Consider the following 16,000-nt stretch of genomic DNA (forward strand, 5'->3'; position numbering starts at 1 on the left):
GACTGGTGTTGGCGAGCCGATGTGCTACGCCCGGTTGGCCAGCCGCCCCGCCGCCAGCTCGTCGCCGAGATCGCGGACGAGGCTCGTGCCGAGGTCGGCTGCGCGACGCAAGAGCCGTTCGAAGGCGGTGAGTTCGCGGAACGCCTCTCCGTAGCGCCGCTGTTCTCCGAGAGGGATCTGGCGGATCTGGAGACGGCGGACGTCGATGCGGGAGGAGCTCGTGGTGTGGGTGCCGGCCTGCCGGGCATTGGCGGGAGCCCGCAGTGAACCGGCTAGGAACCAGGCGTCGAGCTGTTCGGGCTGTACTCGCACGGCATGCAGTTGGGGACCGAGGGCGGTCGGTGGCCCCTCGTTGACCCAGGCGGAGAAGGCGCGGGCGACGCCCACCACCACGATGTCCCCGGGTTCGGCGATGACGGCCTCTCCGGCCGCCGCGGTGCCGGGAGCGAGCCAACTTCGGGGTTCGCCGTCTACCAGAAGATCGGGGACGGTGAGGAGGGGGATGTCGTCGTCGGACGGCGGGCCGGCGTGGATCGATTCCTCCGGCGGCTGCTGGCCGCCGCGCAGGGTGAGCGCTCCGGCTCGGGCGAGCTCGGCGACTGTGGTTGCGGTCGGTGTGTCCGCCTCGGCCGTGGCGAGGTCGAGCGCCGCGAGCAGCCTGGCCAACTTGTTCACGTGCGCGGTGAGCCCGGTGAATTCCCGCCAGGATTCGGCCAGTCGGGGTGCCGTGTCCACCGGCGACGGGGCGATGTGGCGTCCAGGGGTGAGGTCGACCTCGTCGTTGAGGAGTTCGATGACGGGCACCTGTCGCACGTAGGCAGGGGCCTGCGGGGAGTCGGCCTCTTCGACGGCCTCGCGCACGAAAGCGCTGATCGCCGCCCAGTCGGGGGTCCACTTCTCCTCCGGGTCCCGGGGGAAGCGCGAGGCGGCGTCGGCGACCAGCAGCCGATCGCCCACCGGTGTGCCTTCCCCGTGGGCGGGCATCCGCAGTACCCACAGGTGCAGGGAGACGCTGTGCGGGGCGGCGCAGCCCGGCGGCAACGCGACGACGGCTCGCAGTTGCCCGGTGCGCAGCAGCGAGCCGCGGATGCGGCGGCCGGCCTTCCTGGCCGCGACGGCGGGCGGCAGCAGTAGTACCGCGGTGCCGCCCGGCCGCAGCTGTGCCAGGCAGTGCTGGACCCAGGCGAGTTCGGGCTCGGTGCGCGGGGGAAGGCCGTGGCCCCAGCGGGCGTCGGTGGCCAACTCCTCGTATCCCCAGTCCCGTTCGTTGAAGGGCGGGTTGCACAGGACGATGTCGGCGGAGGTGCCGGAGAACGGGTCGTCGCGTAGGGAGTCCGCAGCCCGTACGGAGACCTGCGCCCACTCCTTCTGCCCGTGGCCCTCGCTCTCGGCGAGGGCCATGCGGGAGTCCGCCAGCGAGGCGAGGACGGCGTCCCGGTCACTGCCGAGCAGCGTGAGTGCCCCGGCGCCGGACGCCCTCACGGCGTCGGCCGCGGCCAGGAGGAGATGCCCGGGGCCACACGCAGGGTCCATGACCGTTGTGTCGCCGGAGCTGCCTGGGCTGTCGCCCGCCACGTCGTTGGCAGCCCTGAGGGCGAGTTGTGCCATGAGGGATGCCAGCGGTTCCGGGGTCGTGGCGATCTGGCGCACATGGACGTCGAGCCAACGGCGCAGCAGAAACGCGAACGTTTCCGTGCCCCCTTCACGCTGTCCGAGATCCACGGCCCGTTCGATCAGCGCCCGTGTGTCGGCACGGATCTCCTCGCCTTCGTCGCTCGCCCGCCCGGAGAGGAGCCGTCCTACCTCGGCGATCGCGGCCCCGGTCTCGTCACGCCCGCCGAGCGCCTCGAAACCGGGCCATAGCCATTCCCTCTCGGCGGACTCTTTCAACTTCTTGTTGTTGCGCAGCCAGCCCTCGATGTCGGTCAAGGAGAACTGAGGGTTGGTGTCGGTGCCGGCGATCCGCTCAGGGAAGGACGGATGCCGCCGCCGCCAATTGCTCACCGCGGCTCGTCCTACACCCGCAAGGCGGGCGATTTCGGCCAAGGTCACCGGTACGGCGCGCGACGTGGACATCTACACTCCCAGGGCATTTCTGGTGGAGGGAGGACTTTCCCCTCGGTCATGGGTGTGTGATCAAGCCACCCTTCCTCTGAACTGCATCGGTCAGCGTACATGACCATTGACTTTGTTCACAGATGCACCATGGCGGGTTTGGGGGCGTACGTCGCGTTCTGGTCGGTCAGGCGCGCGGGTCAGCGCGACGGCTGGTTGTGCCGCCCTGGCGTTGCCCCCGTCCGCCCGGGTCGGCTGTTCCGCCCCGATGTTGCCCATGCCCGCACAGGCCGGGCTTCGGGCCCCATCGGGTGGGTGAAGGGCCGCAGCGGGTCCACTTCGGCCCATGGGACGAGTGCCTGTTCGGGGGTACGGCGCTCGGGTAGCCACACGGCGAGACGCTGCCACACCTCGCCGGCGTGGGCGGGGCGCTCGTCGGGGTCCTTGGCCAGCAACTGGAGCACCAGGTCCTCCAGTTCGGAGGGGATGCCTGCGCGGAGCCTTCCGGGCGGTACGGGCGGCTGCTCAAGGATCATGCCGGGCAGCATCAGTTCGGACTCGTGCGTGAAGACCGGTTCGCCCGTCAGCATCGCGTACAGCAGACAGCCCAGCGCGTACAGATCGGTGCGGGGGTCGACCGGCTTGCCCTGCACCTGTTCCGGTGCCATGCACTCCAGGCTGCCGGGGTGCTCACCGGTCGTGGTGAGGCCTGTGGTGCCCGGGTCGAGGAAGGCGGCGACGCCGAAGTCCAGGACCTTAACCACGCCGTCCGTGCGGATCACGACGTTGCTGCCCTTGAGGTCGCGGTGCACGACCTCGCGAGCGTGCACCGAGCCCAGGACGGAGGCGATCTGGACGCCGACCGACGCGATCTCCTCGATGGAGAGCGGGCCCTCCTCGGCGATCCGGTCGTCGAGCGGGGGCCCGATCACGTACTGCATGACGAGAAAGCGGGTGCCGTTCTCCTCGCCGAGATCGTAGACGGTGGCGAGGCCCGTATGGTCGAGTCGCGCGACGGCCTGCGCCTCCCGGCGGAACCTTTCGGCGTCGCGGGCGCGCTGCTCCCCCGTGAGTCCCGGATCGACGTTCATGGTCTTCAACGCCACGTCGCGGCCCAGGTTCTCGTCGTGGGCGAGCCAGACGACTCCCATGCCGCCCCGGCCGATGAGGCGTTTGATCCGGTAGCGACCGGCGATCAGTGTTCCGGTGTCCATTCGCGCTGCGGCCCGTCCCCTCCGTGCCCTGCCGTGCCCTGCCCGGGCTGGTGTCGGGAAGAGTGTGACACGGTGGTGCTTCGAATGCCGCCCGCGCGGCGCTTTGTTCGTTGACTTAGTTCACACGCTATTGCTCTAATGGGGTGAAGGCGGGGCGGTTCGTCCCGCGCGCCGCACCCACTACGGTGATGCGGGGATTACGTCGGGAGCTAGTGAGGATCACGTGGACGTCTTCGAGGTGCACCGTCGGCTCATCCAGGACTACAAGGAATACACGTCCGGTTCGGTGGTGATCGACGACCCGCGGATCGGCGAGAAGGTGTCCAAGTCCCTTGCCGACGGCGACCAGTGGCCTGACCCCTGGCTCTCGCTCAACCCGAGCTTCGCGAGCGGCGGCACCGTCGACCACCTCGCCGACGACCTCGGCCTCCTCCACCCCGAGTGCAAGCGGATCTTCCGCACCGGCAAGGACAAGCGGGGCACGACGATCCGTCCCATCCGCTTCCACCAGCACCAGCGCGATGCCATCGAGGCCGCCGACTCGAAGGACTCGTACGTCCTGACGACCGGCACCGGCTCCGGAAAGAGCCTCGGCTACATCGTGCCCATCGTCAGCCGGATCCTGAGCGAGAAGCGGCCCGGAGACCCCCCGAGCATCAAGGCGATCATTGTCTACCCGATGAACGCGCTGGCCAACAGCCAGCGGGGCGAGCTGAGGAAGTTCCTCACCGACGGATACGGCGTGGGCAACGAGCCCGTCACGTACGCCCGTTACACCGGCCAGGAGAAGCAGTCCGAGAAGGACGCGGTCCTCGACACCCCCCCGGACATCCTGCTCACCAACTACGTGATGCTGGAGCTGATGCTCACCCGCCCCGAGGAGCGCAAGCGTCTCATCGGCCGGGCCAAGGGCCTGCGCTTCCTCGTCCTGGACGAACTGCACACCTACCGCGGCCGTCAGGGCGCCGACGTCGCCCTGCTGGTCCGGCGCGTGCGCGAGGCCTGCGAGTCGCCCGCCCTGCAGTGCGTCGGCACCTCCGCCACCATGTCCACCAAAGGCACCCCCGCCGCCCGCCGCCGTGAGGTCGCCGAGGTTGCCTCCACCCTGTTCGACACGGAGATCTCCCCAGACTGGGTGGTGGGCGAGACCCTGGTCCGCGCGACCGGCGACACGACCCCCACACGTGCCGAACTCGCAGCCCGCGTAATGGAGAACAACCCTCCGCTGGAGTACGACGCACTTAAGGCCGACCCTCTGGCCCACTGGGTCGAGACCGCCTTCGGCCTGACCGAGACCACCGACGAGGACGGCACCCGCTTGCTGGTGCGCGCCAAGCCCACCACCGTGGAGCTCGCCGCGCGCGTCCTACGCGAGGACGCCTTCGACATCCCGCGCGACGCGCCCGAGGACGAGCCGTACATCGCCTGCGCCAAGGCCATCCGGTCCACCCTCCGGGCCGGCACACAGGTCCGCGACGCCGACGACCGCGCGCTGTTCGCGTTCCGCCTCCACCAGTTCCTCTCCAAGGGTGGCTCGGCGTACGTCTCCCTGGAGCCGGCGGACAGCCGCCACATCACCCGCACCTACCAGCAGCGGGTGCCCGGAGAGCCGGAGAAGCTCCTGCTGCCGCTGTCCTTCTGCCGTGAGTGCGGCCAGGAGTACCTCACCGTGGCCCGCGAGCAGAGCGACGACGGCACGGTCTCCTTCCGCACCCGTGAGGACGCGGACGACGAGCAGGGCTACCTCTACCTCTCGGCCGCCAACCCCTGGCCCGAGCGTGTCACCGACGCGATCGACCAGCGCCGCTTCCCCGACAGCTGGCTCACCCTCGACCCGAAGAAGGGCACGCCCGTCCTCACCGCGAGCCGCAAGAAGCGCGCTCCACAGCCCGTGTGGGTGAGGCCCGACGGCACGGCCGTGAACAAGGACGGGGACGGCCTGTACGCCGCCTATGTGCCCGCCCCGTTCCTGTTCTGCCTTGAGTGCGGGGTCAGCTACGAGGAAGTGCGGGAGCGGGATTTCGCCAAGCTGATGACGCTCGACCAGGAGGGCCGGTCCACAGCCACGTCTGTCGTCAGCGCTTCCATCGTGCGCCACCTGAAGAGCCTGCCGGAGAAGGAACTCGGCAAGGACGCACGCAAGTTGCTCACCTTCGTCGACAACCGGCAGGACGCCAGCCTGCAGTCCGGTCACTTCAACGACTTCGTGATGGTCACCCAGCTGCGGGGTGCGCTGTACCGCGCGATGCTGAAGGCGAGGGATAAGGGGCTGCGCTGGAAGCGGCTGGGCGAGGAGGTCGTCGAGGCCATGGGGCTGGCCCCGCACGAGTACGCCAACAACCCCACCGAAGTGGAGGCGCTCGCCGAGGAGACGCGGGACGCGCTGGCCCAGGTGGTCGAGTACCGGCTCTTCCTGGACCTGGAGCGCGGCTGGCGGGTCACCATGCCCAACCTGGAACAGACCGGTCTGCTCGGGCTGGAGTACGCGGGGCTCGACCAGATCGCCGAGGACGAGGAGCGCTGGCAGCGGGCGGCAGAGCCGCTGCGCACCGCCACTCCCGCCACCCGGCTCGATCTCGCCCGGGTCCTCATGGACGAGCTGCGCCGCCAGCGGGCCGTGGACACCCCGTACTTCACCGAGGCGAAGTTCAACGAGCTGCGAAAGGAGTCGGCGAAGCTCAACGACGCCTGGGGGATCGCCGACACCGAGGCGGCGCCTCCCACACCGACCGTCGCCCTGCCGCGCGTGGGGCGGCCTGATCGCAGCCGCAGCGAGAAGAACCTCACCGGCCGCGGCGCTTTCGGCCGCCACGTCCGCAAGCCGGAGACCTTCCCGCACTGGAGCCACGACCTTTCCCTCGACGACGCCCAGGACGTGATCCGCGACCTGCTGGAGGTCCTCGCCGACGGAGGTGTCCTGAGCCGGATCACCCAGGGTCGGGGCGAGGACCCCGGCTACCAGATCCACCACCCGGTGATCCGCTGGCACACCCGCGACGACGACCACGGCGCGGTGGACCGGCTGCGCCGCACCTACCGCACCGGCCGGGGCCCCCGCGTCAACGCCTTCTTCAAGGGGCTCTACAAGGAGGTCGCGTCCACCTTCGCCGGACTGCACGCTGCCGAGCACACCGCTCAGGTCCACCCCGACGTCCGCGAGGAACGGGAGAAAATGTTCAGCAAGGGGCTGCCGCTGCCCCTGCTGTACTGCTCGCCCACGATGGAACTCGGCGTCGACATCGCCAGCCTCAACGCCGTCAACCTCCGCAACGTCCCGCCGACCCCCGCGAACTACGCCCAGCGCTCGGGCCGCGCGGGCCGCTCGGGCCAGCCCGCGCTGGTCACCACGTACTGCGCGACCGGCAACAGCCATGACCAGTACTACTTCACCCGCTCCGACCAGATGGTCGCGGGCACCGTCGCCGCGCCCCGCCTCGACCTGGCCAACGAGGACCTGCTCGCCTCGCACGTGCACGCCATCTGGCTCGCCGAGACCCGCCTGGAACTCGGCCGCACCATGACCAAGATCCTCGACACCGACGGCAAGACCCCCTCGCTGGAGCTGCTGCCCGGGGTGCGGGAGCAGATCGGCGGCCCGGCCGCCCAGCAGCGCGCCCTCCTGCGGGCCCGCACCGTCCTCGCGGGCTGCGTCGACGCCCTGCGCGAGACGTCCTGGTGGCACGAGCAGTGGCTGGAGGACACCGTCGCCAAGGCCCCCGGCCGTTTCGACGAGAAGTGCGGACGCTGGCGGAACCTCTACCGCAAGGCCCTGGAGGAGCGGGAGATCCAGCACGACAACATCCGCAACCGCACGGCGACCGGCCGCTCCCAGGCTCAAGCCGTCCGCCGCCGCGCCCAGGCGGAGAACCAGATCGCCCTTCTGGAGAACAGGCAGGGAGGCGAGCGCACGGTGCTGTCCGACTTCTACCCGTACCGCTACTTCGCCTCCGAGGGCTTCCTGCCCGGCTACTCCTTCCCCCGGCTCCCGCTCGCCGCGTACATCCCCGGCACCGGCCGCACCAGCCGCGGCTACGACGGCGACTACCTCCAGCGGTCCCGGTTCATCGCGATCCGCGAGTTCGGGCCGGGCGCGCTGATCTACCACGAGGGCAGCCGGTTCAAGGTGGACCGGGTGCAGCTGCCGCCGGACACCAGCGGCGAACTGACCACCGAGAGTGCCAAGGTGTGCCAGGGCTGCGGTTATCTGTCCCCCGAGGAGCGGCGCGAGGACACCTGCCTGGGCTGCGGCACCTCGTACGGCGACCCCCGTACCGGGTTGCTGCACCTGCACACCGTCTTCACCCACCGGCGCGACCGGATCTCCTCCGACGAGGAGGAGCGCCAGCGCACGGGCTACGCGGTGGAGATCTCCTACCGTTTCAAGCAGCATGAGGACGGCCGGGACGGTTCGCTGCGCGCCGAGGCGAAGGCCGCGGCCGGCCGCCTCCTTGCCGAACTGGTCTACGGCGACAGCGCCACCGTCCGTCTCACCAACCTGGGCTACCGCCGCTCGGTCGCCAAGGGCGACATCGGCTTCTGGCTCGACCCGGTCACCGGTCAGTGGCTGGCCGGCTCCACCGGCAGGCCGAGCACGAGCGCGCCCGGCCGGGAGACCCCGGTGGAGGACGAGGGCCTCGCCGACGCGGAGAAGGTCGTGCGCAAGGTCCCCGTCATCCCGTACGTCCAGGACACCCGCAACATCCTCGTCCTTAAGCTCGCGGCCCCCGTCGACAAGGACACCGCGATCACCCTTCAGTACGCGCTGGAGCGGGGCATCGAGGCCGAGTTCCAGCTGGAGGACTCCGAGCTGGACACCGAGGAGCTGCCGCCGCATGACGGGCCCCGCGAGCGGCTGCTGTTCATCGAGAGCGCCGAGGGCGGCGCGGGCGTCCTGCGCCGCCTCCAGGCCGAGCCCGACGCGCTTGCCCGCGCCGCCGGCCGGGCCCTGAAGATCGCGCACTTCGACCAGGTCGGGCGCGACCGGGGAGCCGAGAAGCGCAATGGCGACCCGTGCGAGAAGGGCTGCTACGACTGCCTGCTCTCCTTCGGCAACCAGCGCCACCATCGGATGATCGACCGCCACCTGGTGAAGCAGCTGCTGATGGACTTCGCGGGCGGCGAGGTCGGCTCCAGCCATGCGGGCCGCAGCCGCGACGAGCAGGCCGACGCGCTCATTGAGGGCGCCGACTCCTCCCTGGAGGAGCGATTCGTCGCCTACCTCAGGACCCACGGCCACCGCCTGCCCGACCACCAGCAGGTCAGGCTGAGCGCGGCCCTGTCCAAGCCGGACTTCGTCTACGACACCTCCTTCGGCCCCGTCGCGGTCTTCGTCGACGGCCCGCACCACGACTACGCCGAGACGGCCCTGCGCGACGAGGAGGCCGCCGAGCGGCTGAAGGAGATCGGCTGGGAGGTCATCCGCATCCGCTACGACGACGACTGGTCGAAGGCCGTCGCCGACTACCCTTCGGTGTTCGGCGAAGCGCGCCGCTGACCTCGGGGAGGGGCGGACCCCATCGGCCCGCCCCCTCCCGCGGCCCGCCGACGAGTGCTCCGGCCACTGCCCCGGCCGACCCGCCCGAACGACCCCTACCGCCCCGACCCGGAAGGCCCGCATGACCACCGCCGCCCAGTCGACCCGGCAATACGCCGTCGGCTCCCTCGTCCACGCCCGGGGCCGCGAGTGGGTCGTGCTGCCCGACTCCACACCCGACCTCCTCGTCTTGCGCCCGCTCGGCGGCGCCGACGACGACATCGCGGGCGTCCTACCCGGCCTGGAGACCGTCGTCCCCGCCACCTTCGCCCCGCCCACTCCCACTGACCTGGGCGACCAGCAGGCCGCCGGGCTGCTGCGCACCGCCCTGCGCATCGGCTTCCGCTCCGGCGCGGGCCCCTTCCGGTCGCTCGCCTCGATCGCCGTCGACCCCCGCCCCTACCAGCTGGTCCCGCTGCTGATGGCGCTGCGTCAGGACACCGTCCGGCTGCTGATCGCCGACGACGTCGGCATCGGCAAGACCGTGGAGGCCGGGCTGATCGCCGCCGAGCTGCTGGCGCAGGGCGACGCACGAGGCCTGGTCGTGTTGTGCTCGCCCGCCCTGGCCGAGCAGTGGCGGGCCGAGCTGTACGGCAAGTTCGGCGTCGACGCCCGTCTCGTGCTGCCGTCCACGATCGGCCGTCTGGAGCGTGAGACCCCGTACGGCCAGTCGGTGTTCCGCTCGGACGGCGCGTACGTCGTCTCCACCGACTTCATCAAGTCCCCCCGACACCGCGAGGACTTCCTGCGCCACTGCCCCGACCTGGTGATCGTCGACGAGGCGCACTCCTGCGTCTCCGACACCACGGTCGGCGCGTCCGCCCGCTCTTCCCAGCAGCGGTACGCGCTGCTGCGCGCCCTCGCCGACCGGACCGACCGCCACCTCCTTCTGGTAACGGCCACCCCGCACAGCGGCAAGGAAGAGCCCTTCCGCCGCCTGATCGGCCTGCTCGACGACCGCCTGGCCGCCGTCCCCCTTGACACCGACGCGGGCCGCAGGCTGCTCGCCGAGTTCTTCGTGCAGCGCCGCCGCGCCGACATCCGCGAGGACTTCCAGGACGGCGCGCACTTCCCGTCCTCCCGGGACACCGCCGAGACCGCCTACACCCTGCACCGCGACTACAAGAAGCTCCTCGACGAGGTCCTGTCCTACGCCCGGGAGACTGTACGCGCGGCCGACGGCGCCCTCCAGCAGCGTCAGCGCTGGTGGTCGACCCTCGCTCTGCTGCGCACGCTGTCCTCCTCCCCGGCCGCCGCCGTGCAGTCCCTGAACACGCGCGCCGGCGTCGAGGAGGCGGGCACCCCCGCCGAGGCGGACCGCACCGGGGAGCGCACCGTCTCCGACCCGGCCGACAGCGAGACCCCCGAGTCCGCGGACGCTGTACCGGGCACCCGCCTCCCCACGGCCACCGGAGCCGCGGCCACCGGCACCGAGGCCGACGACGAGGAGAGGGCCCGCCTGGTCGCCATGGCCGAATCGGCCAAGAAGCTCTACGGCCCGACCCGCGACGCCAAGCTGAAGAAGCTGATCACCACCGTCTCCGACCTCCTCGACAAGGGTTACCGGCCCATCGTCTTCTGCCGCTATATCGCGACCGCCGACTACGTGGCCGACCACCTCAAGAAGGTCCTCAACAAGAAGGGCGCCGAGCACCTGGTCGCGGTGGCCTCCGTGACCGGCGGACTCTCGCCCGACCAGCGGGTCACCCGCATCGCCGAGCTGACCGGCACCGACGAGGAAGGCAACCCCGCGCCCGAGCGCCGCGTCCTAGTCGCCACCGACTGCCTCTCCGAGGGTGTCAACCTCCAGGAGTCCTTCGACGCCGTCGTCCACTACGACCTCGCGTGGAACCCGACCCGCCACGAGCAGCGCGAGGGCCGCGTGGACCGCTTCGGCCAGCGCACCGACATCGTCAAGGCGCTCACCCTGTACGGCGCCGACAACCCGGTCGACGGCATCGTCCTCAACGTCCTGCTCCGCAAGCACGAGCGCATCCGCCGGGTCACCGGCATCTCCGTGCCCGTGCCGCAGGAGTCCGAGAGCGCCATGCAGGCCGTGTTCGAGGGGCTGATCCTGCGCGGCGAGCGGTCGGCGTACGAGCAGGAAGGGCTGTTCGCACAGGAGGAGGTGGCGGAGCAGCTGGAGATCGCCTGGCAGTCCTCCGCCGAGCGGGAGAAGCGCTACCGCTCCCGGTACGCCCAACTCACCATCAAGAAGGCCGAGGTCGCCGCCGAGGTCGACGAGGTCCGTGCCGCGCTCGGTACCGGCGAGGAGGTACGGGACTTCACCCGCCGCGCCCTGGGCGCCCTGCGTGGTATGCCCGCCGCTACGAAGCAGGGCGGCTTCACCGCGCACACCGATGCCCTCCCACAGGGCCTGCGCGACACCGTCTCGCACGCGCTCGGCCCCCGCCACCCCCGCCCGGTCGTCTTCCACGACGCCCCCAGCGCCCCGCGCGGCGAGGCCGCCCTCACCCGCACGGACCCGGTGGTCGCCGCCGTCGCCCGCTTCGTCCTGGACGCGGCCCTAGACGACGCCGGCAAGGTCCCGGAGTGGCAGCGCCCGGCGCGCCGTTGCGGAGTCATCCGTACGAAGGCCGTGGAGCGGAACACCACGCTCCTGCTGGTGCGCCACCGCTTCCAGCTGAACCTGCCCGCCCGCGATGGCTCGGTGCGCGAGCAGCTCGCCGAGGATGCCCGAGTGGTCGCTTACCGGGGCAGGCCTGATGCCCCCGAGTGGCTTCCGGAGGACGAGGCCGTGGCCCTCCTCGCAGCCCGCGCCACACAGAACACCGACCCGAAGTTCGCCACCGAGCACATCGCCGAGATCCTGACCGCCCTGCCCGCGATCATGCCCGAACTGCGAGACCAGTCGGCCGAGTTGGGTCGCAACCTGGAGGCCTCGCACCGCAGGGTTCGTACCGCCTCCCGCGCCCGTCTCGCGGGCCTGAAGGTCGTCCACCAGGGCGACCCGGACATCCTGGGCGTGTACCACTACCGCCCGGCCCCGACGTTCTCCCAGGGAGTGGGCGCATGAGTACCGCCAGGACCCTCGTCACCGACACCGTCGCCACCGTCGGCGGCCTCCTGCCGTTCGACCTCCTGGTCCGGATCAAGGAGGGCAAGGAGCAGACCGGCTCCAAGCCCGCCGACTACCGCCTGTACGCCAAGGGCGACTCGGTACGGGACGCCGCCGAGCGCTCCTGGGGCTACCTGCGCGGAGTGTGGGCCGCCTACCAGGACGCCCTGGCCCGCGACGGTGCCGACGCCGACCCTGGCGTGCACGCGGTCGGCGTCACCACCGAACGCTGGTTGCTGCCCCTCTTCGAGCAGCTCGGCTTCGGCGCCCTCACCCCCGTCCCCGCGCCCGGCCTGCCCTCCCACGACGGCGAGAAGGACTTCGAGGTCAGCCACCGCTGGGCGCACGTCCCCGTCCACCTCACCGGCTGGAACGTCCCCCTCGATACGCGTACCACTGAACTGGCCAAGCAGGCCCCCCAGTCGATGGTGCAGGAGTACCTCAACCGCTCGGCGGACTCCACCCTCTGGGGCGTCCTCTCCAACGGCTGCCAGCTGCGCCTGCTGCGCGAGTCCGCGTCCCTCACCGGCGCCGCGTTCATCGAGTTCGACCTCCAGGCGATTTTCGACGGCGACCGCTCCGACGACTTCGTCCTCCTATGGCGCCTGCTGCACCGCACCCGCTTCGAGCCCCGTGCCGAGGGCGAGCCGGCCGCGACCTGCCCCCTGGAGAAGTGGCGCACCGAGGCCATCGATAGCGGCACCCGCGCCCTGAAGGAACTCCGCAAGGGCGTCGAGAAGGCCCTGACCGTGATCGGCACGGGCCTGATCGCCCACCCCGACAACGCCGGCCTACGCGACGCCCTGCGCACCCGCGACAAGAACGTCCGCGACGACCTCCACCCGGCCCTGCTGCGCCTCGCCTACCGCCTGCTGTTCCTCTTCGTCACCGAGGACCGCGACCTGCTCCTGCACCCCGACGCCACCGAGAAGGCCCGCGAGACGTACGAGAAGTACTTCTCTACGGCCCGCCTGCGCCGCGTCGCCCGCCGCACCGGCACCCTTCACGGCGACCAGTGGCAGGCGCTGCGGCTGGTCATCGAGGGCCTCGGTACTCCCGGTGGCCGCCCCGAACTCGGACTCCCGGCGCTGGGCGGCCTGTTCGAGCCCACGGCCACGGACGCGATCCTGGACGGCCTTAGCCTGTCCAACCAGTCCCTGTACGAGGCCGTACATGCCCTGTCCGAGGTGTACGACGCCAAGCTGGGCCGCCCCCGCAAGGTCGACTACCGCCACCTCGGTGCCGACGAGCTCGGCTCGGTGTACGAGTCCCTGCTCGAACTGGAGCCGCGCCTTGGCGAGGGCAACGAGTACGTACTGGCCAAGCTTGACGGCAACGACCGCAAGACCTCCGGCTCCTACTACACCCCGTCCCCCCTCATCGACTGCCTCCTCGACTCCGCGCTCGACCCGGTCATCGAGCAGGCCGTCCGCTCCGGTACGACGAAGAAGGAGCGCGAGGACGCGCTGCTCGCCCTGACGGTGTGCGACCCCGCCTGCGGCTCCGGCCACTTCCTGGTCGCCGCCGCCCGCCGTATCGCCCGCGGCCTCGCCGAGATCCGCACGGACGACCCCGAGCCGAGCGCCGAGGACGTACGGCACGCGCTGCGCGACGTGATCGCGCGGTGCGTATACGGCGTCGACCTCAACAAGATGGCTGTGGAGCTGGCCAAGGTGTCCCTGTGGATCGAGGCGATGGAGCCGGGTCGGCCGCTCACCTTCCTCGACGCCCACATCAAGCACGGCAACGGGTTGCTGGGCACGACGCCGAAGTTGCTGGCCGAGGGCCTGCCGGACGACGCGTTCAAGCCGCTGGAGGGCGACGAGCCGAAGCACGTCACCGACCTGAGGAAGCGCAACGCCGCGGAGCGGACGGCGTGGAAGGTCGCGCTGCGCCACGGGGTGAACCAGGACGCGCTGTTCGCGGAGGAGGAAGTGCTGGCCGAGTCCAACGCGGAGTTCGGTGAGAAGGTCTCGGCGATCACGGGCACGAACTCGCAGGAGCTGGAGGACGTCCAGAACCAGGCCAAGGCGTATCGGGAGCTGACCACCTCCCCGGACTACACCCGGGCACTTGAGCTGGCCGACGCGTGGTGCGCGGCGTTCGTCTGGAAGAAGACGAAGTCGGTGACGCCGCCCGCGCTGACCACGAGGTCGCTGCTCGCGCTGCACTCCGAGGAGGGTGGCGCGAGCCTGCCGCACGGCACGGTGGAGGAGGTCGTACGGCTGCGGGAGGAGTACCGGTTCTTCCACTGGCATCTGGAGTTCCCGGAGGTGTTCCGGGTTCCGGCGAATGCGAAGGCGCCGGGGGTGGACGAGCGGACCGGGTGGAAGGGCGGGTTCAGTTGTGTGCTGGGGAATCCGCCGTGGGAGCGGGTCAAGCTGCAGGAACAGGAGTTCTTCGCCACCCGTGACGAGAAGATCGCGAACGCCGCGAACAAGGCGGCCCGCGAGCGCATGATCGACGCGCTGGCCCAGAGCGAGGAGGAGACGGACTGCACGCTGCACACCGAGTTCATCGCCGCGCGCCGCCTCTCCGAGGGCGTCAGCCATCTGCTGCGCGACTCGGGCCGCTTTCCGCTGGCCGGACGGGGCGACGTCAACACGTACGCCGTCTTCGCCGAGGCGGCCTCGCTGGGCATCGCGCCGACGGGCCGGCTGGGCCTGGTCCTGCCGACGGGTATCGCCACCGACGCGACGACGGCGCCGTTCTTCTCGGACCTGGTGCGTACGGCGCGGCTCGCGTCGTTCCTGGACTTCGAGAACGAGGCGTTCATCCTCAGCCGGGACGTGCACCACTCCGTGCGTTTCTCCCTGTTCACCGTCACCGGCGTCGGCGCGCGCGTCGACGAGGCGTCCTTCGCCTTCGGCACCCGGTACATGGAGGACCTGGACGGCCGGCGGTTCGCCATGCCCCCGGAGGAGATCCTGCTGGTCAACCCCAACACGGGCACGCTTCCGGTGTTCCGCACCCGGCGGGACGCGGAGATCACCCTCGGGATCTACCGCCGGGTCCCGGTGTTGATGAAGGAGCCGGACGAGAACGGCTGGGGCGGGACCAACCCGTGGGGTCTGACGTTCATGACCATGTTCCACATGTCCAACGACTCCCACCTGTTCAAGGGCAAGCAGGAACTGGCTGACGAGGGCTGGCAGTTGACTGGCAACGTCTTCACGCGCATCGGCGAAGAGGGGAAGACGCGCCGCTATCTGCCCCTGTACGAGGCGAAGATGCTCCACCACTTTGACCACCGCCTCGGTACGTACGAGGGCCAGACCCAGGCCCAGGCCAACGTCGGCACGCTCCCGCGCGTGACGCCGGAACAACACGACGATCCGGACTTCGCTCCGATGCCTCGATACTGGGTGCCGGAGTTCGACTTGGACTCGGGGAAGCGGGACAAGAAGGGCAACCGAATCCTGTGGGCGGGGGTGGAGACGCGGCTGGCTGAGCGCAAGTGGTGGAAGGGGTGGCTGATGGGGTGGCGGGACGTAGCCCGTTCCACGGACACCCGCACCATGATCGGGACGCCTCTCCCGGCCTTCGGCGTCGGCCACAAGTTCCCGCTCATGTTCGTGGAAACCGATGCCGCCGCGCTCAGCGGGGTGGTGGCGTCGTTCGCCTTCGACTACGTCGTCCGGCAGAAGGTCGCCGGTACCTCGATGACCTACGGTTACGTCATGCAGTTCCCGGTGCCGCCACTGGACGCGGTGCTGCCGTTCAGCGCCTCGGGGGAAGAGCGGTTGGCGGACTGGCTAACTCCGCGTGTACTGGAACTCTCCTATACCTCGCATGACATGGCCGCCTTCGGCAAGGACCACGGGGACGAAGGAGCTCCTTACCGGTGGGACGAGGCGCGCCGCGAACTGCTCCGCGGGGAGCTGGATGCGGCCATGTTCCACGCTTACGGAATCAGCCGAGCGGACGTGGAGTATGTGATGGATGCATTCCCCACTGTCAAGAAGCGGGACGAGGCCGCCCACGGCGGCGCCTACCGCACCAAGGACCTCATCCTCGACATCTACGACCGTATGGAGGAGGCCCGCGAGACCGGCGACGAGTACCGAACCGTACTCGACCCGCCGCCGGGGAAGGGCCCGCGTCACGAAGCCTGAATAC

At 70.4% G+C, this 16,000-nt stretch carries 5 protein-coding genes; 3 read left to right on the top strand and 2 right to left on the bottom strand.

All coding sequences use genetic code 11. From position 1 onward, the window contains the following. Positions 1-24: 24 nt before the first annotated feature. A complete protein-coding gene (locus AMK13_RS28685) occupies positions 25-2,076 on the bottom strand; it encodes an N-6 DNA methylase (protein ID WP_074004704.1) in 2,052 nt (683 codons plus the stop codon). A 179-nt stretch (positions 2,077-2,255) separates the two neighbouring features. Next, a complete protein-coding gene (locus AMK13_RS28690; RefSeq protein ID WP_074004705.1) occupies positions 2,256-3,269 on the bottom strand; it encodes a serine/threonine-protein kinase in 1,014 nt (337 codons plus the stop codon). Between the two features lie 223 nt (positions 3,270-3,492). Between AMK13_RS28690 and AMK13_RS28695 the strand changes: the two genes are divergently transcribed. The 3 genes from AMK13_RS28695 to AMK13_RS28705 all read left to right on the top strand — a co-directional run bounded on the left by AMK13_RS28695 (position 3,493) and on the right by AMK13_RS28705 (position 15,996). Next, on the top strand, positions 3,493-8,763 hold the full coding sequence (locus AMK13_RS28695) for a DEAD/DEAH box helicase (RefSeq protein WP_074004706.1): 5,271 nt from the start codon (positions 3,493-3,495) through the stop codon (positions 8,761-8,763). A 121-nt stretch (positions 8,764-8,884) separates the two neighbouring features. Then, positions 8,885-11,839 carry a helicase-related protein gene (locus AMK13_RS28700; RefSeq protein ID WP_074004707.1) on the top strand — a complete coding sequence of 985 codons (2,955 nt, stop codon included), beginning with the start codon at positions 8,885-8,887 and terminating at the stop codon, positions 11,837-11,839. Further along, entirely contained in the window at positions 11,836-15,996 is a 4,161-nt protein-coding gene (locus AMK13_RS28705; protein ID WP_074004708.1) for an Eco57I restriction-modification methylase domain-containing protein, read from the top strand. Before AMK13_RS28700 ends, AMK13_RS28705 begins: the two co-directional genes overlap by 4 nt. Positions 15,997-16,000: the final 4 nt, after the last annotated feature.

It is taken from the genome of Streptomyces sp. CB02056, assembly GCF_001905545.1.
Lineage (GTDB): Bacteria > Actinomycetota > Actinomycetes > Streptomycetales > Streptomycetaceae > Kitasatospora.